Raw genomic sequence first — 23269 nt, forward strand, 5'->3', positions numbered from 1 at the left:
CAATTAAATTTGTTTTTGCCATACATCGAAAAAGTTAAAATAGGCAACATAATTTTTGTTTGGAATACTTATATTAGCATAGTCTTACCTGTCACTCGGTTGTACCCTTTGTAAATTATAGAACAAATGTCGTCCTGTTGTATTTTAAGGGTTTTGCTACGCTCTTAATAGGCTATTATTTGAAGTATTAAATTTTTATATCGTTATTTACTTTATTTCGTCGATAAATTTTAAATTACACTTTAAAGCTAATTTTCTTAATTAGCTTTAAAGAAAATAATTAATAATGTACCAGCCCTATTCCCTTTTAATTAGAAGAATTCATTTAATTTTTATTATAATCATATTTTCTTTTTCGGCTTGTTCAAAAGATGAAAAATCAATGGACCAGCTATTTCCTGATGATAATGTTAAAGTAACATCCATTGAAATATTGAGTTCTGAGGCTCAGGTTATAAAAAATAACAACTTACAATTATCAGTTGAACTAAAACCTGAATCAGCTTTAAACAAAAACATTATTTGGAGCAGTTCCAATGAAAGCACTGCAACTGTAAACAATAATGGATTAGTTTTCGCAAAGTCAGTTGGAACTTCTACCATTACAGTTAAATCTGAAGAAAATCAGTCAATATCAGACACTATTGAAATAACTGTAGTTGAAGATAGTAGTTTGGCATTTGTTACAGTCTGGAAGACGGATGTTGAAACTTCAGACAACAAGGATGAAATCACAATTCCAACCCACCCTGATTATACGTATGATTATCAAGTCGATTGGGGAGATGGAACGATTGATTCACATTTAAGTGGAGATGCTACACATACTTATGCAGAACCTGGAATTTATATTGTAAAGATTGCTGGAAAATTTCCGTCAATTTATTTTGGCAATTATGGTCCTCCAGGTGTTACATCAATTCCTAATAAAGATAAATTACTATCCATAGAACAATGGGGCAACATTATGTGGGAGACCATGGAAGTTGCGTTTTTTGGATGTAGAAATATGGATGTGAAAGCAACAGACATTCCTGATTTGACATTAGTAAATTCTACCAGCTACATGTTCGGTGACTGTCCATCATTAATAGCCAACCCTTCAATCAATGATTGGGATACTTCTACAATAACAAATATGAGTAGAATGTTTGGATATTCAACCAATTTTAATCAATATATTGGAGATTGGGATGTGTCCAATGTAGTCGATTTGAATGCCATGTTTATTGAGGCCTCAACATTTAACCAAGACATAGGAACTTGGGATGTAAGTTCGGTAACAAATATGGAAGATATGTTTACACGTGCGTTGGCATTTAATCAAGATATTGGTGATTGGAATGTTAGCTCAGTTACAGATATGCGAGCAATGTTTGCAGAAGCAAGTAGTTTCAATCAAAACATTGGAAATTGGGATGTTGGAATGGTCGAAGATATGGGAGCCATGTTTGCTGAATCCGGATTTAACCAAGATATTGGGTCTTGGAATGTTGAAAATGTAAAAAATTTATCTAATATGTTTCGTGGAGCGAGTCTATTTAATCAAAATATTGGAAATTGGGACGTAAAGAATGTATATAGCATGGAAAAAATGTTTTTGGATGCTATCTCTTTTAACCAAGACCTTGGAAATTGGGATATAAGTAATGTTAACTTTTTTGGCGAAATGTTCAAAGGAGCAAAATTGAGTACAGAAAACTATGATAATCTACTTATTGGTTGGAGTAATTTACCTGAGGTAAGTGGATATAATACAAAATTTCATGCAGGTGAAAGTCAATATTGTTTAGGAGAAGATGCTCGTATAAAGTTAGTCTTAAAAGGTTGGCAAATCCAAGATGGAGGCTATAATTGTAATTAGTTTTTTTAACTCCTGAAAGGAATAATTGAACCCAAAACCCGCTCTGCAAATTTTCAACTCCCCCACTCCTTGACGACCAAACTCAAGACAGGCTGCGGGTTCGGCAAAATAGTATTCATTACATTATTTAAAAGGAAATTTTAGAAGAAATTTTTCGGGAAGTTCAGCACAAACTTTCACTTTTATCCAAAGCTCAAGTTACATAACGCAAGAACATTATATTACATATGTTCTCGTGTAGCAAATTGCGTATTGCTGCACTATTTGATAAAAAATCAGTTCTAACCCTTTAGCGTTAAAAAACAACACCGATTTTATGTCAGAGCAAATTGTGATACAATGTTGGTTTCATTCGTAAGCTATAGAATAAATAATGTTGCTTTAAATTAATTGCAAATTCTTGTCAATTACAAAGTTCAAGGTCTACATTATAACATAACCTAGTTAGACAATATATCATTTATTTACAAATTCAATAAATACGGGGGTAGTAATTGTTCCTCTACACCACCTTTCATTATTGGGGAATGGTGTTCTTCCGCTGGTTATACGGGCTGTATTATATTTCCAACCATAACTAATCCATCTAAGATTTTTATATTCGAACATTTTTCGCTCAACCCATCTTTTGGCTTCTCTATCCACAATGCCTCTAACCCGACTTATTCTTCCGCAACTAGTTACCCCTCCCCAACTATCATACAAATTGGTTTCTATCCGTAAAATCTTATCTTTATGAATTGACGAATAGTCTTCAACTTTCACTTCTATACCATTTTCTTCGGTATTCAACGTCTCCTCGGTCCATTCTTTTAAATTTTCCGATAAATTAATTTCTTGAGATTCTTCCATTCCTTGGAAAAACTCATTCTTATTAAATGTGATTGATTCCATCTTATATAATTAAAATCTTTAAAGGTTATAAATACAACTATATTATTAAGTTTATCGGGGGAAAGTAACTCGTAGGAAGTCAATAACTTGGAGACCAACAAGATAGTTCATATCTCCGAAAAACAATTGCGCGAAATCCTTAAAAATTCTGGGGTTTTTACCCAACAAGATACATTATACCCCTACTCCACTTGGCTTTGCTCAGTACATGTGCAGGTTCCACAAAACTGTATTTTTTTACATTTTTAAGGATTTTTAATGATGTCTTTGCCAAGAAAATGGGATAAACGCTACATTTTCCATACAAAAAGTATAAAAATCCCCTCTTTTATGGGGTATTTTCAAAGAAATCTCATTTTTACTAGGATTTTTGCAAAAAACGGTTATCTTCTAAGTTAGAAATTGTTACACTAAAAAATATATATGAGGCAACTAAAGATTACGAAACAGATTACCAACAGGGATATCAAATCGTTGGAAAAGTATTTTCAGGAAATTTCCAAAATTGATTTGATAACAGCAGAAGAAGAAGTAGAACTGGCCAGAAGAATTCGAGAAGGTGATCAAGTTGCCCTTAACAAATTAGTAAATGCCAACCTTCGTTTTGTGGTGTCCACCGCAAAACAATACCAAGGTAGTGGCCTACGCCTTTCCGACCTGATCAATGAAGGGAACATAGGTCTGGTGAAAGCTGCCAAACGTTTTGACGAAACCAGGGGATTTAAGTTTATCTCCTATGCGGTTTGGTGGATCAGGCAGTCCATACTGCAGGCCATTTCACAAAACTCGCGTATGGTGCGGTTGCCCCTTAATAAAATCGGGGAAATCAGTAAAATAAAGAAAGTCTATTCCGCATTGGAACAAACACACCAAAGACCTCCGAGCGCGGCCGAAATAGCCAACGAACTTGATATGAGTTCCGCAAAGGTAAAATTGGCCATGAAAAATTCAGGAAAACACTTGTCCATGGATGCGCCATTTCAAGAAGGTGAATCCTCCAACCTATATAATGTCGTAGCATCAAAAGACTCCTCGAGTCCCGATGATAAAATGATCAAAGATTCCCTAAGCTCCGATATCAATCAAGCGTTAAAAACCCTTCCCAATCGTGAGAGCGAAATTATACGTCTCTATTACGGTCTTGGAGAACGGACCCCAAAAAGTCTGGGCGAAATAGGTGAACTATTTGACATTACCAGGGAACGCGTACGACAAATCAGGGAAAAAGCCATTAGAATGCTGAGAAAACGTTCGCACAACCAAGTGTTACAAGCTTATTTGTAAGGAGCGGTAAGTAATTTACAACAAAGAAGCCGTCCAAAAAGCAACAATATTTTGATTTTGTCCGGTTGAGCGCAGTCGAAACCCATTGATTATCAATATACTTTTGGTTCTCGACTCCGCTCGAACTGACAGATGACAAGCTTTTTGGACGGCTTCCTTTTATTCTTGATAAATAGGTATTTTCTTTAGGACAACTCCTCTGCTACCATTTGATCTTTGGAAATACCTAGACTTTCCAGATCTTTTTGAACGGACTTCATCATCGGTGGCGGTCCACAGAGGTAAAACTTGGCGTCCTTGTCCGTGATGTGCTCTTTTAAAAAGTCGGTGTCTATATGACCATGCGGGAACTTGCTGCTCTGCTCATCGGAAAGGATGTTGATAAAATCCTTGCCCAACCATTTTTCAAATTCCGCTTGCATAATAATGTCTCGCTCTCGCTTATTGGCGAACAACAAACGGTTTCCTTCCAATTGGTTCTTTTGGGCCAAATACCTAAAGATGGCAATAAACGGGGTTACCCCTGCCCCACCAGCCAAAAATACACCTGGGCCTTGGTAGGAGATGGCGCCCCAAGCATCGTCCAGCAATAAATGGTCGCCTTGTTCCAGTGTTTGCAACATATCGGTTACGCCGTTGTGATCGGGATAGACCTTTATGGTAAACTGTAAAAAGCCATCATCGGGAAGTCCTGTAAAGGTAAATGGGCGCTTTTCTTCGCGCCAACCCTCCTTGTCCAGGGCAACTTCGGTAGCCTGACCTGGCTCAAAATTATAATCAGCAGGTCGTTGCGTCTGTATGCGTAGTACGTTGTGGGTTATAAAACCTATTTCTTGAATCTTAACTTTGTGTGGCATGATATGTTTTTAACTGTTAAACAAAATGTTTCCGTCACTCCTCAATAAGTCTTTCCTAAAAAATAAGGCCAACCTATAACGGCTGGCCCTGTATTGTTTTTCAACTAAAATTTGAGGTTACTTTTTTAAAGAGACCTTTAGTTGAATATCCGCTTTTAGCAGTTTTGAGATAGGACAAACCTCCTTGGCTTTATGCGCAATTTGCTGAAATTGCTCGGCGTCTATATCGGGAATGTCACCTTCTAAATCCAAATTTATCACGGTCACCTCCCCATCTTCGAATGTTACGGTAGCATCAATATCTAAACTTTTTGGGGTAAATCCGTCCTCTCCCAATAAAAAGCTTAACTGCATCGCAAAACAACCTGCGTGTGCCGCTCCTACCAATTCTTCCGGGTTGGTGCCTTTTTCTCCATCTTCAAATCGCGTGTGGAACGAATGGGGCGTTTTGTCCAACACCCCACTTGCCGTGCTCAAAGTTCCTTTTCCTTCTTTGCCCGATCCTTTCCACTGGGCCTGTGCTTTTCTTGTAAATTTCATGTGTTATGTTTTTAAAATTATTTATTCGTTGTGCATTTTGAAAGATTCATTTTCCAAAACCGTCAATTCGAGTGAAATTCCAAAGGAATTTTTTATCGAGAATCGATTTTGGGCTTGAAATTCTGGTTCTCGCTACAATTTTTCTTTCGAAAAACCACTCGAACTGACAAACTTCAATCAAAATGACAACAGATTTGTATTCAATTTTTTATGCTTCCTGTTTGACATTTGCCTTGGGGTAATCGGTATAGCCTTCCTTGCCTGGGGTATAGAAGGTGTCCTTGTCCCACTCGGCCAGTTCTATATCGTTCTCAAAGCGCTCCACCAAGTCTGGATTGGAGACATATGGTTTCCCGAAGGCCACCAAATCCGCATTTCCCGAAGCTATGACGGCATTGCCCGATTCTTGGTCAAATCCGCCATTGATCATTAACGTACCATTGTACAACGGTCTAAAATGTTTGGCAATCTCCGTTACCGCGTAGGGTATATCGGAAACGTCCGTAAAGGGCTCCGATAAATGGATGTAGGCCAAATTGTAATCGTTTAATTTTTTGATTATATATTCAAAGGTGGGAATGGTGTCTTCGTCCATCGTCATTCCAAAAACCCCGTTTAATGAGGGATTGAAGCGGGCACCGATTTTTTCCTCTGGAATAACCTCTTTCACGGCATCCAACACTTCAAAAAAGAAGCGGGCTTTGTTTTCATGGCTGCCACCGTATTCATCGGTCCTTTTATTGGAGGTACCATTAAAAAATTGATGGAAAAGGTAGCCGTTGGAGGAGTGAATCTCTACGCCATCAAACCCTGCTTCTACCGCATTTTTGGCGGCATTCTTAAAATCTTCCACCGTGGTTTTGATATCCTCCTTGGTCATTTCCTTCGGGGTTACGGTGTCTTTGAAGCCCTCCGGTGTGTACGATTGCTCTTCGGGGTTTATCGCCGATGGTGCCAAAGGCAGTTCCCCACCATGAAAATCAGGGTGAGACATTCTACCCACGTGCCACAACTGTATAAAGATTTTCCCTCCTTTGTCGTGGACGCGTTTGGTCACCTTTTTCCATCCCTCCACTTGAGCTTGGGTATGTATTCCAGGCGTATTTATATAGCCTACCGCCCGTTCCGATACTTGGGAGCCTTCGGTTATGATCAAACCTGCCGAAGCACGTTGCTCATAATAAATGCCCTGAAGCTCATCGGTCGGCTTTTTTTCGTCGTTATCGGCCCTACTGCGGGTCATTGGTGCCATTACGACACGGTTTTTCAACTTGATGTTCTTATTGTACGGTGTAAGTAAACTTTGCATATATCTGATTTTATTTATCAGAAAGATACAATCGGTATAGCCTAAATTGATTGACCTAAATCAATTAGCTTTTTTTTAACTCGCGTAGTTTTTTTCGGGCGCGGCTAAGGCCCTCCGCGGTAACTCCCAAATAATTGGCTACTTGATAATTGGGAACACGTCCATTGATATTCGGGTACTTATCACAGAATTCCAGATAACGTTCTTTAACACTTTTTCCCAAAGATGACAGGATACGTTTACGTTGCGATATAAAAGCACTGGTGACCAATAACCTGAAATAGCGTTCGAATATGGGGGCTTCTTGAAATAGATTTTGAAGGTCATCGTAATTGATGGCCAATAAGGTGGAATCTTCCAAGGCTTCAATATATAATTTAGAGGGCACTCCGTTATAGAATGCATCAAAATCCCCGAGCCACCAATTTTCTATGGCAAACTGTACGATATTCTTATTTCCTTTTTGGTCCAAATAATATGCGCTTAAACAACCATCAATCACAAAATATTCATGTTTGACAAAGGTATCTGGCTGCAATAAAAATTTCCCTTTGGCAACGGCTACCTCTCTTAGTTTTGTGGTGAACAATAGCAAATCTTCTGAGCTTGCGTTTACTTGTTTCTTTACATGTTCGATTAACGGTTGATGTATCATTCAGGTTTGAAAAGTATATGTGATGCTGATGTTTAAAGGACATTGTTTATATCAATCCGATATTTCTTCTAAAAATAGGGATAGTAGATAGAACTCAGTTGTTTAATCGTAAAATTGATTAGTCGTAAAAGTTGATTTGGAAATTAGAGGGCACTCTTGATTATTCACATCCTATTTTATCAACTACATTATTCCCTAAACAATAACCCATAAAAAAACCACCCAAAGGGTGGCTTTTCCAATCTAGTATAAAAATCGTGCTTTTATAGTATCTCAACCACTTCAAGGTCGAACACCAAATCTTGGCCAGCCAACGGGTGGTTGGCATCTATAATAATATCTTCTTCTTCTACCTTGGCCACTCTAAACTGTTGCTCTTGTCCTTGGGCATTGGAGCCAACCAAACCCATGCCCACTTCTGGTTTTAGGTCTTCCGGCAATTGTGTTTTAGAGATTTTTTGAAAAAGGGCGTCGTTTACCTCTCCATAGGCGTCTTGCTTATCTATGGTGATGGTTTTCTTTTCGTTAACGGCCATATCAATAAGACCTTTTTCAAAACCTGGTATAAGCTGACCCTGTCCTAATGCAATTTCCATAGGTTCGCGCTCCAAAGAACTGTCAAAAACCTGTCCGTTGGTCAATTTACCTGTGTAGTGCACCTTTACAGTGTCATTCTCTTTTACTGTACTCATAATTTTTGTTTATAGTTTTAAAATCAAAACGTTGCAAATATACAGGGTATAAAATGGTTCAACGAAAGAGTTGGCGGATACCTTTGGAAAAATTCGGTTTTTATCCAAGTTTGCTTGAATTTGTGCTAGAATTCTGCATAAACACGATGAAATTGCATAAAAAAAGCCCACAATGTAAACCAATGTGGGCCATAGTTTTTAAAACGATCTATGCTTTACTTTTTACCTGTATTCACGAAACCTACCGGCATTAAAAGTATTTCTTTGGAGGCAATGTTGAGCCCTTCGGAAGTATCACCCTCCTCAATAGTACTCAAATCAACACCTGGTGTTCCTCGTGGTAGATCGTACTGCTCTCCTACGCTTGCTGCACCGTAGCCCAGATCTTTCATGGAACCGGCGGTAATCCTGCTCAATGGATTTTCTCCCAAGTTTAAGAATCCGGTCATAAGTTCGTTGTTCAAAGTGGACTCTTGCCAGTGCCCGAATGCCGTTCCGGGTCCATATAGGCTTTCTATGGGCAGTTCGCCTGTTCCTCCTTCAGCATTCCAGAATACATTTGCTTTATGTCCTGCAAAATATGGGGTGGTCTCTCCACCGAGCATCAAAGTTCTGTCAAATCCAAAATCAGCAGTGTTCCAAAGTGTTCCAATGCCCAAAACGTGCCCCATTTCGTGTACAATCACATCTTCGAACAAGTCCAAGCTTTCCAAAAAGTCCAGGTCTTCCACGTCAAAGTACATAACGCCCGAAATTGGCAAGAAATCACTTGTGCGGACAAAATTGGGCCCGGCCTGTCCCAATATACCACCTGGACCGTCGATTGGTGCCAATGCCACCTCGATCACAATATCGTCAAGAGTTCCATCTACCGCGGGAGGAAAACCGGTAAATGCAGATGGAATGGTTCCTGTTATGGACGGAACGTCCTTTATAATGATTCGCTCCCATCGGGCTGCGGCTTGATCAAATACTTCTTGCTGACGTTCGGTTGGCGGCAATAAAAACTTTAAGCTGATATTAAAACGTCCGTTATCGGCACCCGCGGCACCTGTTGCCCTTGCGGTCGAAATATCCGTGGTAATCAAATCATCCAAAATAATGGGATCTCCTGTGCGTGCTGCAAGTGTAACCAACGTAGGTTCGGACTTTTGGATGGAGTTTACATCTTCGTCCATACCAACATCGTTGGAGCAAGAGGAAAAAATCAGCATTCCCGCAGCTGCTGTAAATGATAAAGAATAGCGGAAAGTTTTTGTGAGGTTTCTCGTAATCATGTTCTCAATTTTTAAGTTAATCCAGTAAACCAAAGTTTTGATTTTAACTAAATTTAACAAAAAAATGGAGATTACTCTAACCTTGTAACAAAACAGCAATGATTATGTATAGAATGAGGTTATCTATGTAAGAATGGTTCTTTTTTGATGATACTTGAATCCAAGAATCACTTTTTATTGACCTCTACCAATTTATCATCGTTCCATTCACCACCTGCGACCACATCGCCCTCGGCATCGTAGAACCTACCAGCTCCGTTTCGCTTGTCGTTTTTCCACTCACCGGTGTACTTTTCTCCATTGGGCCAGTAGTAGGTACCATATCCATTACGCTTGTCATCTTCATAACTTCCTACGTAATATTCGCCATCGGCCCAGTAAAAAGTGCCTTCGCCGTGGCGTTGGTTGTTTTTCCAATCACCTTCGTACCTACTTCCAGTCTCTAAAAGCGCAACGCCAAAACCGTGGGCCTTGCCATCTTTCACCTGACCGATATAGTGTAGTTGGTTGCCTTTCTTGCTTTTGAACGTAAGATATTCCCCAAATGATTTTTGCTGCAACTGTTTTTTAAGACGGGCCAATTGCACTTTGGCTTTTTCCAAGGAAAAGTTAATTGAATCATACTTTCTAACGGCCTCTTCTTCGGCCCAGTTTGATTCTTGGAGGGTATCCTGTTTTGCAGTTACGCTGTCGGGCATGGGGCTGACAACTATTCTGTTTTGCTTTAACTTTTCCGCCAAGGCTATGCGCAAAGGAATCACCATATTGTTTTCCTTACTGGAGTTCATGGACGCATGGTATGATGAAATTGCGGTATCATACTCTTCTTGGAGCAACAAAGAATCAATTTTATTCAGTTGCTCATAGGTATTTATTTTTTCCGAAATAACCTTGTTTTCTTCTTTGATCTGTGCAAGATCTTTTTGAAGTTGAACCGATCGGGAGGCAAAGAAAAACATTGCCACGGCAAAAAGAGCTAAAAGTATGTAGGGAGCGTATTTTTTTAATTTCATGCGTTAATTGCTTGGTTCACTATTACATACGTGATTAATCGGTCAAATGGACGTCCGGTAACTTTTTTTTAACTCTTCTAAAGTCAGGGGAATAATACATATGGAATCGCAATGTCCAACCTTGTTGATAATAGCCTCCATTGTACCTTTCCTGTCCTTGATTGTACAGAACACCAGCGGCGAATGTGAGCCTAGGGGTAACAATATACCCAATGGTGGTCGTTAAGCGTAGGTCTTCCATCGGGCTTGCGACCACCTCCTTGCCACTCTGCATGATCAACTCTGCCTCCGGTGCCACATAAATGGTTTTGGGGCTCAGTTTATTATTGTTCAATGGAATTTTGGCCCTGAACATGTATCGCCAACGGTTTCTAAAAATATAGTCACTATTCTCTGTGAAGCCTTTGCTCCAACGGTGCTCTATTCGAATTCGATGATAGAACATGGCCGAATAAAACGGCATGGCAAACTGATATTGGTGCCAGATACGCCATTCGGGAACCACATTTTTATCTTCCGAATCTTCATCGGTATTAAAATTGATACGCACTACCCCACCCAATCTAAAATTGGTCTTTTTGTTGAAAATATAACCAATGGCATGTCGGTTATAAATTTGACCGATCTGTCCAATAAACGGGGTGCTTTTGGTTTCCTGAAACCTAAAATGTGTCTGGGCATCCCAGAAGAATCGTTTGCCTATTCTTATGTTTCCATAGGTGTTGACCCAAACTTTCGTCTTTGGGTCTTTGTACTGTGACGTTTCGGGAAGCACTTCGGATTCTGACTCTTGTGCAAAAACCGCACATCCAAATAATAAGACAACAACCGCCAAAAAGCTATTTCTACAATTCCTCATGCTTATTGGTTTTGGGTGGTTGATTGTTCGAGTATCAGTGCCAAAACCTCTGTTGGTCGTTTTTCACGACGGAGTTTGCGCTCCAATTTGCGGGTGTCCTTATTTCTCAAATCCAATATACTTTGGTGAGTTTTCATCATCTGGTCGTTCAATGTCCCCGTATTGTCACATGTTAATTCTTCTGTTGCCGTGTTCAAGAAATAAGGAATCAGGATATCCCTGTAGGCCGATACAATTCGTTTTTTTACCTCCTCTTCCATCACATTGGCCATAAAAGGATTCCAGACGGCATCGGTATATTCCTTTTCCACAACTTCGATACGATTTGGAAGTTCTTTAATGCCTGTTGCCAATTCGCTGAGTTGCACAAGACATGCTTTTGCTCCTTTTCCATATTCCAGTTTTTCCTGGGGATTTTTGACATCCGCATAATGGGTCAAAGAGCTATCGGCCAAATGTTTTAGCTGTTTTAATGCATTCGTATATTCTGATGAAAGTCCTGAAACGGAATCCAATTTCTGCTCTAGATCATTGTTAAGCTCAATAAGTTCTTCTTCCAGTCCATTCAACATTTGAAGCTGTTCCTCGTTGCTCAACCGTGATGCAAGAGAACCCTTTATGTATTCCAAACTCATTTTTGCGTACGTGGCCAAAGCCTCGACCGCCAACAGGTCGTTGCTTTCATATTCAAACTCTTCAGAACTTGGAAGCCTAAATGTTCTTGTATTGCCTTCTTCGTCGGCCACCGCTAAAATATCCGTACTGGGTTTGCCATTGGGCCAAAGTCTTTCCAATAGCAATGGAATCTCTTGGTACTGGACAATTTCCAATTTCTTATGTGCCACTAATGTGGATAAAGGAATCAAGAAGGCGTTTTTTATTTTTTGGGCCGCATTGTAGTAAAAAAGTGCTTCTGGGTCCGTACGTTTTACGATATTCAAATGGCTGTTTTCCAGTATTGTGGAGCTCATTTTTGAGGCATCCTTATATTCCGAAACAATTTTGTCCAAGGTTTTGTTTTGAAGGGAATCCAAAGGAAAGTAAGGTACCCTGACTTTCATGTTGGGCTTAAAATCAGAGGTTCCCAAATGGTTTAGCACAGTGTTGACCTTTTGATAGTAATCCATGTTCTGGTCCAACAAACGTACTGTTTGGCTTTCCCTGCTTTGCAAATGGATAAGCGATTGAAGCAAAGCAATATAGCCCTCGTTCAACTGAACGGTTTTATAGGATGCAACGCTCTTGGTAAATACGTTTATATCCTGTGATTTGCCCTCGGACTTTATTTTTATGGTTCTCAGCAATCCATCCTCGAAGAACCAATCCTCGATATCCTCAACGGCCTCTGTTCCATAGTACGACCATTCATCGTGCGCAAGACCGTCCCTTAAGAATCGACCCACCAGCACGCTGCTATCGTTCTCTATCTGAAAATTTTGACGCGGTACTCCCTTGTCAAAAGAAATGGTGCTTTTAAATATGATTTTTTCAACCTCGGAGTCCTTTATCTGGTTAATGGTGTAGTTCCAATTACCATCCGGTTTACCATCTATTAGGTTTCCCTCACCTATTTCTTGCACGCCACTGACCAAAACCCGGTATTCGTAGCCCACCACCTGACTCTGGCTATTGGTTTTGTATTCGCCAAATTCAAATTCCCATGGTCCGTTGGCAATACCTTTATCAAACTTGCCCGAAAAACGAAAGGATGTGTCCTCGTTTTCCACCAAGGTCTCCAAATTGGATTGTTGTAATTGAAAATCACCGTCAAAAATGGTATCGAGGTCTGAAATAACGAATTGATAAACTGCTTTTCCCGAATAAGGCCCCACTTTAAGCGGACCCTCGTATGTTTTTCGTTCTTGCCCAAAGGTCTGAAGCGAAAGCATCAAAAATAGAAATACAGGAAAAAGCCGTTTTTTGGAAGGCTGTATCATGGAGTAATCTAGTGTTAGTCGAATCGTCCATTTAAATACGTTCCCAAAGGGATATATGGACGACAAGGCCAATGATTTTACGATATTTATGGATATACCCGTTATTTATTGAACGGTTATTAAAGCTCAAAGGAAAATTCTATCAAACTGCTTATCCAGTCTACTTTTGCAAACACTGCAACTGCTTTAAAAATAAATAAATCCTTTCTTTTTTTTCATACCTTGTTCTCTTGATTCATCAATAAACTAACTCAATGAGAAAAAATTATTACCTGTTGGCATGTGCCATAGTATTTATGAGTACTTCTTCTTTTGCTCAGGATAAAGAGCAGGTTGCGGACAGCACAAAAAAGGCAACCGAAGAACTGCCCTTAGAACCGGAGAGAACCATTTCTTTTACCACCAAAGAGGGTACCTGGATTTCTTTGGATGTAAGCCCTGATGGCAAAACCATCATTTTTGATTTGATGGGCGACCTATACACGATTCCCATCCAAGGGGGCAAAGCAACTCAGATTACAGAAGGAATAGCCTATGATGTCCACCCGAGGTTCAGCCCCGATGGAAAATCCATTGTTTTTATTTCCGATAAAAACGGGTCCGATAATATCTGGACCATGGAATTGGAGTCAGAAGAAACCAAACAAATTACCAAGGACAGTGATCAGAATTTCTTTTCGGCCGACTGGAGCCCGGATGGAGACTATATTGTTGGTGCCAAGGGCCGCAGGAACATCAAGCTGCACATGTACCACAAAGATGGTGGAGGCGGTGCACAACTTATCTCCGAACCGGAAAAACTGAAAGCCATTGACCCAGAATTCTCGCCAGATGGAAAACTCATTTATTTTTCGAGACGTACAGGAGCATGGAACTATAACGCTCAATTACCCCAATATCAATTAGGGACGTACGATACCGGGGATGGTGGGGTTTCCCTGGTTACCTCCCGATATGGTTCCGCATTTACCCCTACGCTTTCGCCCAATGGTAAATGGTTGGTATATGGTAGCCGTTTTGAGACCGAGACGGGACTTGTATTGCGCAATTTGGAAAATGGTGACGAGCGTTGGTTGGCCTATCCTGTACAACGGGATGAGCAAGAATCCATTGCACCGCTTGGCGTACTGCCCGGAATGGCCTTTACTCCGGATAGCAAAAACTTGGTGGCAAGCTATGGAGGGAAAATATACAGTATAAATATCGACTCGAATTCATCGGTTGAGATACCTTTTGAAGTGGATGTTACCCTTGAATTGGGCCCGCAGCTATCTTTTAAATATCCCATTGAGGACACCAAGGAGGCTTTTGTAACCCAAATTCGTGACGGGGTTCCGTCCCCCGATGGTAGTAAGCTTGCCTTTACGGCCCTAAACAGGCTTTATGTGATGGATTTGCCCAATGGCACACCAAAACGATTGACAAAAAACGACTTTACCGAAGCTCAACCTGCTTGGTCCCCAGATGGCGAGAGCATTGTTTTCACTTCTTGGGAAACCGATGGTGGCTATCTGTACAAGGTAAGTGCAAACGGACGTGGAGGCTCTAAAAAACTAACGGAGGAGTCGGGCATCTATAGCAATCCGGCCTGGTCTTACAAAAGCAATAGAATTGCCTTTACCAAGGGTTCTGCGCAAGTATATCGCGATGCAATTGGCCCTCGTGCCAGTGGTGCGCAGGAAGATTTGGCATGGATTCCATCCGAAGGCGGAAAAATTACGGTGATAGATAAATCCGAAGGTCGTTCCAACCCACATTTTACCAAGGTGGACGACCGAATTTACTTGAGCAAGGACAAAGATTTACTTTCCATTCGATGGGACGGCACCGACCAAAAGGAACACCTTACGCTTAGCGGTATTACTACCTTCGGTTCCTCTTCCTTTGGGTTCCATGATGAAAACGGAGGGCATAGTATTTTACCGGGCTCTGAACAAAATCAAGCTCCAGAGGATAAATCATCTGCTCCTTCGGAAATCAAGATTTCACCGGATGGCACTACGGCCTTGGCCAAAATCAACAATGATATTTACACGGTGACTGTTCCTAAATACGGAAAAACGCCAAAAGTATCCGTAGCAGATGCCGATAAAGCGGCCTTCCCCGCAATGAAATTGACACTGTTGGGAGGTGAATTCCCTGCTTGGTCAGGTGATAGCAAAGATGTGCATTGGTCTTTGGGCGCCAGTCATTTTATTTATAACCTTCCGGCCGCCAAAGCATATGCCGACAGTGTGGCAATTGCTAAAAAGGAAGCCGAAAAACTAAAAAAGGAGAGCGAAGATGATGAGGAAGAAGATGAAAAGGATGAGGACAAAGAGGAAGACAAAGGATATCAAGCTAAAGAAATCAAGGTAAAGGTTAGTTATACCAAAGATATTCCCGAGGGTACGGTGCTGATAAAAGGAGCACGTATCATCACAATGAAGGATGACACCGTAATTGAGAACGGTGATATTCTTATCGAGAACAACAGAATAAAAGCCATCGGAAGCTCAGGCACCCTAGATGTTCCCAACGGTACCGTTGAGATTGATGCAACAGGCAAGACGGTCACCCCCGGTTTTGTGGACACCCACGCACACATGTGGCCCAACTGGGGTATCCATAAGAATCAGATTTGGATATATTCCGCCAATTTGGCCTATGGTGTTACCACAACCAGAGACCCGCAGACAGCTACTACCGATGTGTTGACCTATTCCGATATGGTGGATGCGGGGATGATGCACGGACCCCGTGTGTATAGCACTGGGCCTGGTGTAGGCTATTGGTCGTACAAAATCAAATCGTTGGAACATGCCAAGGAAGTGCTGAAGCAATACAGCGAGTACTATGATACCAAAAGCATAAAAATGTATTTGGTGGGGAACCGACAGATGCGCCAATGGATCATTATGGCGGCCAAGGAACTGAAATTGATGCCCACCACCGAAGGCGGATTAGATTTTAAATTGAACATGACCCAATTGTTAGATGGATATCCCGGACATGAGCATTCGTTCCCGATTTATCCAATTTATGATGACGTTGTACAATCCGTTGCAGAATCCAAAATGGCGGTCACTCCTACCCTTTTGGTATCCTACGGCGGACCATGGGCGGAGAACTATTATTATGCCACCGAAGACGTGTACCATAACAAAAAGCTACAATACTTTACTCCTTATGAAGAATTGGCTCAAAAATCAAGACGAAGAGGAGCTTGGTTTATGCCCGAGGAGCATGTTTTTCAAAAACATGCCGAGTTTATGAAAGATCTTGTCGAAGCTGATGGTCTCGGAGGCATTGGTAGCCACGGTCAGTTACAGGGGTTGGGTTACCATTGGGAACTCTGGTCCGTGGCCAGTGGCGGTATGAAAAGCATGGATGCACTGAAAGTTGCCACTATTTTGGGTGCAGAATCCCTTGGTTTGGACGGTGATTTGGGAAGTATCGAGGAAGGTAAATTGGCGGATATTTTGATCTTGGATAAAAATCCGTTGGAAGATATTCGAAACACCAACACAATTACCCACGTTATCAAAAACGGTAAGGTATACGATGCCGATACGTTAGATGAGGTGGCTCCTGTTAAAAAAGAAGCAGAGACATTCCATTGGCAAACGAAAAAACCAGAGGGCATTCCTGGAATGAGGAAATAAATAAATTTTCAATAACAAAAAAGGCGCACTGATCAGTGCGCCTTTTTATTTTTATTTCGGCCTTTCCTTAATTATTGTTGAATGTCCAATCGTAATCTAGTCCTAATTCATTGATTTTAGCAAGGGTGGTTTGGTCTATCAAATTTGTACCTGGATTGTTTTGGAAATCGATATAACCGAAAGTAGTTGAATTTAGCACGGCTTGATCGTAAATGAAAGAAATCATTTGGTCCAGCTCTGGTCCCAGAAACTGATTGCCGCCAACTTCAAAAACAAAAATATTGGGATTTTGGGTAATATCGATTTGACTAATGTTGTTATTCTCTATATTCAAACTTACCAATTCTGTATTTTGTGACAAATCCAAATCAGTCAACAAATTATTCTCCATGAACAACTGTCTTAGCTTTAGGTTAGCCGTTAAATCAATCGTGGTTATTTGATTTCCATACAATTCTAGACTTCCCAATTCGGAATTCTTGGACAGGTCAATCCCCGTAAGGTTATTTCTGCCCACTCTGATTTGACTTAAGTTTAAATTTTGTGAAACATCAATGTTGGTCAATGAATTATCACTTAAATCAATTGATTCAAGAACTGAATTATTGGTAAAATCAAAAGTTGTAAAATTATTTTCACTCGCTAGAATGGCTTTTAACATAGGATTGTTGGAAACATCCAAACTTGAAATTTGATTTCCGGACACAAATAAGGACTCTAGATCAGCATTTTCAGTGACATCTATTTGGGTCAACTGGTTATGTCTCGCCCAAAGCGTTTTTAAATTCACATTATTCGAAAGATTCAAATTTGTTATCTGATTATAACCAACACTCAATTTTTCCAGCGCAATATTATTGGAAGTGTCCAATGATGTCAGTGCTCCTGCATAAAATTCGCATGTTTTCAGCAAAATCAGTTTATCGATTTCTGCGGATGTGATATTGCTTTCAAAGTTTTGTTCTTGATCACTGTTGTTAAAACTTAAATATTCTATGACCTCAACAGCTCCAGTTACTTTTATTTCATAAATGCCGTTCTCCTGGTATTGATGAACTAGCTCATTCTCAATATTAATTGTGTTTAGGGTAGACACATACTCTTCAATGGTTCCATCTCCCCAATCAATGGTATATTTTGAACCGGTCAATGACTTTAAAACAATTGTTTTGGAGGTAAGAACCGCTGAATCATCAACAGTCATTGTAAAAAAGTCTTCGGAATCAGGAAAGGGCAGTCCCGCTTCATCGTAACCAAATTCGACAAATGAGTAACCATCCGCCCCAATATTTTCAACAGTTGTGGTTTCGGAATCCGCTGACTGAACCGTAAAACTATAGGGCAACGATGTTCCCGAGAACCGAGATAAGGCAGAGGTCGCAGTGGGAACCAAAGCAACCACTACGTCATCAGAATCCACCAGGACAAACTCTGTAAGGTTATAAGTGCCGGGGTCCAACATAACTTCTTCGGTCACATAACCATCTCCTAGGGCAAGAACATCCAGCTTTTCAAAATCGAGTACTTGAACACCATTGTCGGTTTCAATGCTTATAAAGGCATATACCGGTACGTATACCTTTCCCACACTGGAAGCAGTTTTGGCCGTTATTTCTTTATTGAAAATACTAAAGGATTGTCCTCCTTGTTCCACTGCTTGTGGCTCTTCCGGTCCATCGGGGCCGATAGGGCCTTCACTCTCTGAACAGGAAACCATAAAAATGATCAACAATAGTAAATAGAAAGTTTGTTTCATGATAAAGGAAGGTTACTTAACCTAACATGCAACTTGAATAGCAGGGCAAGATTGTCGTACAGAAAGAATCTTCTGAAGGGGTTCATGGTCAGGGTTAAGGTTGATTTTAATTTAATGTGCGTTCTAAAAGTAGGATTTTTCTTTGAAATATGGATTGGTTAGTCGCGAGACACTGTATTTTTCAGATGAAATACCGATGTATCCATCTAGATGCATACTATACCTGAATAAAAAAGCGCACCCAATGGTGCGCTTTAATGTTTTAATCAAGATATGATTTCTTACCAGATCTTTATTCTTTCCTCTTCTGGTTTATAGTTTTCTTCTCCCTCCTTTACATCAAAAGCCTCGTAGAACGGAGTAAAATTCATCAAAGGACCGTTTACCCTCCAAATTGCAGGAGAGTGCGAATTGGTATTCACATAGTTCCTCATAAACTCATCACGTACTTTTACGCGCCAAATACGGGCAATGGACAAAAAGAATCGCTGATCGGGTGTATACCCTCCAATTTTTACGGTATCCTGTCCTTGCTCCGTCATTTTAAAGGCATCGTAAGCAATTGCGATTCCTCCATTGTCGGCTGTGTTTTCACCAATGGTCATGGCGCCCTTAAGGTGCACTGTGTCCAATACGGTGAAAGAGCTGTATCTATCAATCAATTGTTGGGTCTTGCCCTTGAATTTTTCCAAATCTGATTTGGTCCACCAGTTTTTCAGGTTTCCTTCGCCATCGTATTGCGAACCATTATCATCGAACGCATGGGTAAGTTCATGACCGATTACCATTCCGATACCGCCATAATTAACGGCGTCATCAGCGGCCATGTCAAAATAAGGGAACTGTAGAATCCCAGCAGGGAAAACAATCTCATTTAAAGAAGCATTGTAATACGCGGTTACGGTTGATGGCGTTGTGCCCCAAGCATCTTTATTGGGTGGCTTGTTAAGGTATTGGACGTTATACTGGTAATTGTTTTCCTGTAGGGCAACCACATTTTCAAAGTATTGGTCTCTTGCAATTTCAACATCATATTCCCTCCAAACATCTGGATATCCAATTTTCTTGGTGATGGCATACAATTTTTCCTTGGCCTTTGTTTTGGTGCTATCGCTCATCCAGTCCAGTTCGGACATTCTGTTTTCAAAGGCTTTTTGAAGATTATTTACCAAATCCAATACCCGTTGCTTCGCGGCTTCATCAAAATATCGTTTCACGTACAATTGTCCCAAGGCAAAGCCTAGATTCCTATCAACCTGTTGGGCCATGATCTGTGCCCTTGGTTGTTGTTCGGACTGCCCCAACAAGACCTTGTTATATTCAAAGAGGGCATCTTCGAACGGCACGCTCAAAAATCTGGAATAATTTTCCAAGGTATGCGCCTTTAGGTAGGTTTTCCAATCATTCACAGAAAGGCTTCCAAGCAAATTGTCCAACTTATCATAATACGCGGGCTGTCTCACATTGATGGAATCTGCCTCTAATTCCAATTTTGTAAGCATAGATGCCCAATCAATATTAGGGTTTGATGCAGTAATAGAAGAAACCGCCAATTTATGATAGTTGGCCTGTGGGTCTCTTCTTTCGATACGGGTCTTATGCGATTCTGCCAGTTGTTTTTCTATTTCGTACACTGTTTCTGCTTTTTCGGCACCATCTTCAATATCCGTTAAATCGAATAAGGTTGCCAAATAAGTTTTGTAAGCTTCCTGAATGCCAACTGTTGATTCATCTATCTTAAAATAATAATCCCTGTCCGGCAGTCCCAAACCTGATTGTCCGGCATGTAAAATATTGATTTGACTGTTTTTGTTATCGGGTGCCACACGCAGTCCCATGATGGAATTATTTCCCTTGGAAATTTGTTCAGTGACAAAATCGACCAACTCCTTTTTGGTGGTAATTGCATCGATTTCTTCCAAAATAGGCTTTATGGGTTCATATCCACGTTGGTTAAGGGTAGCCGTGTCCATCCCTGATGCAAAGAAATCACCCACTTTTTGTTCCACGGTGCCTTTTTCGTGCTCGGAGGATGAAACTTCTTCCAAAATATTCTGCAGCAATTGGCGCTGTGGTATGTTTAAGAAACTATAGGAGCCTACACCGACCTGATCATCGGCAATTTGGATGGTATCGTACCATGTTTTGTTCACATGGTCGAAAAAATTGTCGCCCGGTTTTATGGACTCCGTGATTACTGTAAACGCAATTTTGGACGGTTCTTTTTCTTGCTTTTTTTCCTGTTGACAAGATAGCAACAGCATGCCCGCGAGGGCCATTGTTATTGAGTATTTCATAGGGTTGGTATATTTACTCAAATATACCTATTTATCAAAAGTTGTTCTTTGGCAAGCATGCCAAAAATTAGTTAAGGAATTTATAAAAACTTAAGGGTAGAATATTTGATTATGGACCATTTGAGCCAAGAAATTTCTGACTAATTAGATTTGTTTGCTATTTTAGGGTAACATAACCATTATCAAACTAACCAAATGTATAAGCCAATTACCCTAATCATACTATTTTTATCTTTTTATCTCCCCTACTGTCAAGTTTCAATTACCAAAGAGCCTTCTTGGATAATTAACGAAGAATACAACCCTAATGCAGTAGCGCCTGAAAATGGCCTTTATGGAGGCACTCATGTTCTGTTGTATACCGAACAAGTACATGTTGACCGTGAGGAAGCTTACATTAAAAATGTAGCAAAGGCCGTAGAGTACAGTGGTATACAAACTATCTCTAGTGTTGTTGCAGATTACGACCCCAGCTACCAAGAATTAAGGTTCCATCATATCGATGTAATCAGAAATGGGAAAAGGATTAATAGATTAAATCAACAGGATATTCAAACCGCCCGACGTGAAACCAATGCTGAAAGTTATATTTATGATGGTTCCATTTCTGCTTTTGTGAATATACCAGATGTGAGAATTGGAGATATTGTTGTTTATAGTTATAGTGTGAAGGGGTTTAACCCTATTCAAAAGAATAAGTTCTCCACTAGTTTCGTTTTGAATTCTACCCAACCTATAGACCGAATTTCAGCACATGTTTTTTCCAAAAATCCGTTACATTATAAAATGCTCAATTCGGATTTGGTGGCTGACCTTGAGAAAAAAGGGGGCATTAACCATTATAAATGGTTCCAAAAAAGCGTTCCCGCAATACTAATGGAGGAACAAACACCGTCTTGGTATATCCAAAATGAAACTGTTTTGGTTACCGAATATGATTCTTGGGACCAAGTCATCGATTGGGGTGAAAATATTTTCACTTTTGAAGAACCTTTGAGCCAAGAGCTTCAACAAGCCATTTCTAAAATTGAGATCAACAATAAAACGGAAGGGGAGCGTATTAAATCTGCTTTATCATTCGTTCAAAATGAGGTGAGATATCTTGCCATTTCTTCAGGTATAGGAGGATATAAACCTAACCCTCCGAACAAGGTCATGGAACAGCGTTTCGGTGACTGTAAGGACAAAAGTGTTCTTTTCGCCACTATGCTCAACCAAATGGGTATTGAGGCCCACCCTACATTGGTAAATACTACCCTAAAACGGGAGTTGCCAAATCTTTCTCCATCATCCAAAATATTTGATCATTGTATTGTAAAAGTGGTGGACAAAAATGGTTCAACTTTATGGTACGACCCAACACTTACCGACCAAGGTGGCACCTATGCCAATACTTATATACCAGATTATAGATATGGTTTGGTCCTGGACCAAAATATGTCAGACTTGGACACCATAACTGATTTTCGAAGTAATATGATTGAAACTTTTAGCACCTTCACCTTGGAAGAAGGAGGTTTGGGTGCTGACCTAGAGGTTCGTACGCAATACTACGAAGGTGAAGCCGATTTTATGCGTTCCATATTTCGAAATAATAGTAAAGACCTTATTCAACAGGAGTTGATGTCCTATTACTCAGATAATTATGGGAAGGTTTCATCTTTGGCTCCTCCAACCATTGAAGATGATACCATCAAAAATGAATTCCTGTTGTTGGAGCGTTATCATTTGGACTCCATTTGGAGCCCATCCGTAGAAAAGACAAACACTATGAATTTATCAATCTTTCCCAACGGATTAATCTCCAATTTAAGCATGCCAACCCAGTTGCAGCGATTAACACCATATGCACTTACCTATCCTTTCGTTCGAAAGGAACATATTAAAGTTAAATTAGCTGAGGCCATAAGGGTTAAACCTGAAAATGTGACTATTAATTCAGATTATTTTTATTATGATTTTAATTCCAAGTATGACGCAAAGGAAAAGATTATTGATTTGGATTATTACTATAAACATCAAAATGACCATGTCCCTGTTTCAGGATTTGACACCTATTACAACGATATGGTCAAATTAGATCAAAACATCGGATACCTTATTTTCACCAGCAATGATACTCTTTCCTCTTCAACCTACTCCTTGGGCTACTCCTTGGGAACCATTATTGGTATTGGAATCATAATTGCCATCCCTGTTGGATTGATAGCATTGATAATCATTCTTGTTGTCCGGTATAATAAACGTAAAACAGCCAATCCGTCTTAATATAGGATGGTCGACAAGTTAAAATTGTAACTCTGAAAATCCTTTCGGTCACGCATGTGGAACCATGTAAATTGAGGTTGAAACCTCAATTTACATAATGTCCAAATTTTTAATCTATTGGTA

16 protein-coding genes are annotated in these 23269 nt (G+C 40.2%); 4 read left to right on the forward strand and 12 right to left on the reverse strand.

Annotated features, from left to right (window positions below; genetic code table 11):
- The first annotated feature begins 286 nt into the window (after positions 1 to 286).
- Positions 287 to 1864, forward strand: coding sequence for a BspA family leucine-rich repeat surface protein (locus J0656_RS03400; RefSeq protein WP_207031559.1), 1578 nt, complete (start codon positions 287 to 289; stop codon positions 1862 to 1864).
- 456 nt (positions 1865 to 2320) lie between these two features.
- Here J0656_RS03400 and J0656_RS03405 read toward each other — a convergent pair whose 3' ends face one another.
- A complete protein-coding gene (locus J0656_RS03405) occupies positions 2321 to 2758 on the reverse strand; it encodes a hypothetical protein (RefSeq protein ID WP_207031560.1) in 438 nt (145 codons plus the stop codon).
- A gap of 423 nt (positions 2759 to 3181) precedes the next feature.
- Here J0656_RS03405 and J0656_RS03410 point away from each other — a divergent pair, with 423 nt between their 5' ends.
- Entirely contained in the window at positions 3182 to 4042 is an 861-nt protein-coding gene (locus J0656_RS03410) for a sigma-70 family RNA polymerase sigma factor (RefSeq protein WP_207031562.1), read from the forward strand.
- Between the two features lie 185 nt (positions 4043 to 4227).
- Here the strand turns inward: J0656_RS03410 and J0656_RS03415 are convergent, their stop codons facing one another.
- From J0656_RS03415 to J0656_RS03455, 9 genes are all read right to left on the reverse strand, one after another.
- On the reverse strand, positions 4228 to 4899 hold the full coding sequence (locus J0656_RS03415) for a ferredoxin reductase domain-containing protein (protein ID WP_207031564.1): 672 nt from the start codon (positions 4897 to 4899) through the stop codon (positions 4228 to 4230).
- Positions 4900 to 5016: 117 nt separating this feature from the next.
- Positions 5017 to 5439, reverse strand: coding sequence for an OsmC family protein (locus tag J0656_RS03420; protein ID WP_207031566.1), 423 nt, complete (start codon positions 5437 to 5439; stop codon positions 5017 to 5019).
- Positions 5440 to 5647: 208 nt separating this feature from the next.
- Positions 5648 to 6748 (reverse strand): alkene reductase, encoded by a 1101-nt coding sequence (locus J0656_RS03425; RefSeq protein ID WP_207031568.1) that lies wholly within the window; start codon positions 6746 to 6748, stop codon positions 5648 to 5650.
- Between the two features lie 64 nt (positions 6749 to 6812).
- Complete coding sequence (locus J0656_RS03430) at positions 6813 to 7403, reverse strand: Crp/Fnr family transcriptional regulator (protein WP_207031569.1); 591 nt, start codon at positions 7401 to 7403, stop codon at positions 6813 to 6815.
- 263 nt (positions 7404 to 7666) lie between these two features.
- The gene (locus J0656_RS03435; protein WP_207031572.1) at positions 7667 to 8095 is read right to left on the reverse strand and encodes an FKBP-type peptidyl-prolyl cis-trans isomerase; all 429 of its coding nucleotides are present in this window, start codon (positions 8093 to 8095) and stop codon (positions 7667 to 7669) included.
- Positions 8096 to 8310: 215 nt separating this feature from the next.
- Entirely contained in the window at positions 8311 to 9372 is a 1062-nt protein-coding gene (locus J0656_RS03440) for a leishmanolysin-related zinc metalloendopeptidase (protein ID WP_207031574.1), read from the reverse strand.
- A 167-nt stretch (positions 9373 to 9539) separates the two neighbouring features.
- Complete coding sequence (locus J0656_RS03445) at positions 9540 to 10385, reverse strand: MORN repeat-containing protein (protein WP_207031576.1); 846 nt, start codon at positions 10383 to 10385, stop codon at positions 9540 to 9542.
- 34 nt (positions 10386 to 10419) lie between these two features.
- Positions 10420 to 11244, reverse strand: a complete 825-nt coding sequence (locus J0656_RS03450; RefSeq protein ID WP_207031578.1) for a DUF2490 domain-containing protein — start codon at positions 11242 to 11244, stop codon at positions 10420 to 10422.
- 2 nt (positions 11245 to 11246) lie between these two features.
- Entirely contained in the window at positions 11247 to 13181 is a 1935-nt protein-coding gene (locus J0656_RS03455) for a hypothetical protein (RefSeq protein WP_207031580.1), read from the reverse strand.
- Positions 13182 to 13435: 254 nt separating this feature from the next.
- Here J0656_RS03455 and J0656_RS03460 point away from each other — a divergent pair, with 254 nt between their 5' ends.
- On the forward strand, positions 13436 to 16825 hold the full coding sequence (locus J0656_RS03460; RefSeq protein ID WP_207031582.1) for an amidohydrolase family protein: 3390 nt from the start codon (positions 13436 to 13438) through the stop codon (positions 16823 to 16825).
- A gap of 67 nt (positions 16826 to 16892) precedes the next feature.
- On the opposite strand, the gene J0656_RS03465 is transcribed toward J0656_RS03460, so the two are convergent.
- Positions 16893 to 18581 carry a leucine-rich repeat domain-containing protein gene (locus J0656_RS03465; protein WP_207031584.1) on the reverse strand — a complete coding sequence of 563 codons (1689 nt, stop codon included), beginning with the start codon at positions 18579 to 18581 and terminating at the stop codon, positions 16893 to 16895.
- Positions 18582 to 18862: 281 nt separating this feature from the next.
- A complete protein-coding gene (locus tag J0656_RS03470; protein WP_207031586.1) occupies positions 18863 to 20878 on the reverse strand; it encodes a M13 family metallopeptidase in 2016 nt (671 codons plus the stop codon).
- Positions 20879 to 21073: 195 nt separating this feature from the next.
- On the opposite strand from J0656_RS03470, the gene J0656_RS03475 reads away from it, so the two are divergent.
- On the forward strand, positions 21074 to 23146 hold the full coding sequence (locus J0656_RS03475) for a DUF3857 domain-containing transglutaminase family protein (protein WP_207031588.1): 2073 nt from the start codon (positions 21074 to 21076) through the stop codon (positions 23144 to 23146).
- Positions 23147 to 23269 lie beyond the last annotated feature (123 nt).

Source organism: Flagellimonas aurea (assembly GCF_017313785.1).
GTDB classification, from domain to species: domain Bacteria; phylum Bacteroidota; class Bacteroidia; order Flavobacteriales; family Flavobacteriaceae; genus Flagellimonas; species Flagellimonas aurea.

What these genes read in the sequence shown, in the direction of transcription:
- J0656_RS03445 (WP_207031576.1), bottom strand. Translation starts at nt 10,385, where the DNA reads ATGAAATTAAAAAAATACGCTCCCTACATACTTTTAGCTCTTTTTGCC.
- J0656_RS03435 (WP_207031572.1), bottom strand. Translation starts at nt 8,095, where the DNA reads ATGAGTACAGTAAAAGAGAATGACACTGTAAAGGTGCACTACACAGGT.
- J0656_RS03465 (WP_207031584.1), bottom strand. Translation starts at nt 18,581, where the DNA reads ATGAAACAAACTTTCTATTTACTATTGTTGATCATTTTTATGGTTTCC.
- J0656_RS03410 (WP_207031562.1), top strand. Translation starts at nt 3,182, where the DNA reads ATGAGGCAACTAAAGATTACGAAACAGATTACCAACAGGGATATCAAA.
- J0656_RS03450 (WP_207031578.1), bottom strand. Translation starts at nt 11,244, where the DNA reads ATGAGGAATTGTAGAAATAGCTTTTTGGCGGTTGTTGTCTTATTATTT.
- J0656_RS03470 (WP_207031586.1), bottom strand. Translation starts at nt 20,878, where the DNA reads ATGAAATACTCAATAACAATGGCCCTCGCGGGCATGCTGTTGCTATCT.
- J0656_RS03475 (WP_207031588.1), top strand. Translation starts at nt 21,074, where the DNA reads ATGTATAAGCCAATTACCCTAATCATACTATTTTTATCTTTTTATCTC.
- J0656_RS03415 (WP_207031564.1), bottom strand. Translation starts at nt 4,899, where the DNA reads ATGCCACACAAAGTTAAGATTCAAGAAATAGGTTTTATAACCCACAAC.
- J0656_RS03400 (WP_207031559.1), top strand. Translation starts at nt 287, where the DNA reads ATGTACCAGCCCTATTCCCTTTTAATTAGAAGAATTCATTTAATTTTT.
- J0656_RS03440 (WP_207031574.1), bottom strand. Translation starts at nt 9,372, where the DNA reads ATGATTACGAGAAACCTCACAAAAACTTTCCGCTATTCTTTATCATTT.
- J0656_RS03405 (WP_207031560.1), bottom strand. Translation starts at nt 2,758, where the DNA reads ATGGAATCAATCACATTTAATAAGAATGAGTTTTTCCAAGGAATGGAA.
- J0656_RS03460 (WP_207031582.1), top strand. Translation starts at nt 13,436, where the DNA reads ATGAGAAAAAATTATTACCTGTTGGCATGTGCCATAGTATTTATGAGT.
- J0656_RS03425 (WP_207031568.1), bottom strand. Translation starts at nt 6,748, where the DNA reads ATGCAAAGTTTACTTACACCGTACAATAAGAACATCAAGTTGAAAAAC.
- J0656_RS03430 (WP_207031569.1), bottom strand. Translation starts at nt 7,403, where the DNA reads ATGATACATCAACCGTTAATCGAACATGTAAAGAAACAAGTAAACGCA.
- J0656_RS03455 (WP_207031580.1), bottom strand. Translation starts at nt 13,181, where the DNA reads ATGATACAGCCTTCCAAAAAACGGCTTTTTCCTGTATTTCTATTTTTG.
- J0656_RS03420 (WP_207031566.1), bottom strand. Translation starts at nt 5,439, where the DNA reads ATGAAATTTACAAGAAAAGCACAGGCCCAGTGGAAAGGATCGGGCAAA.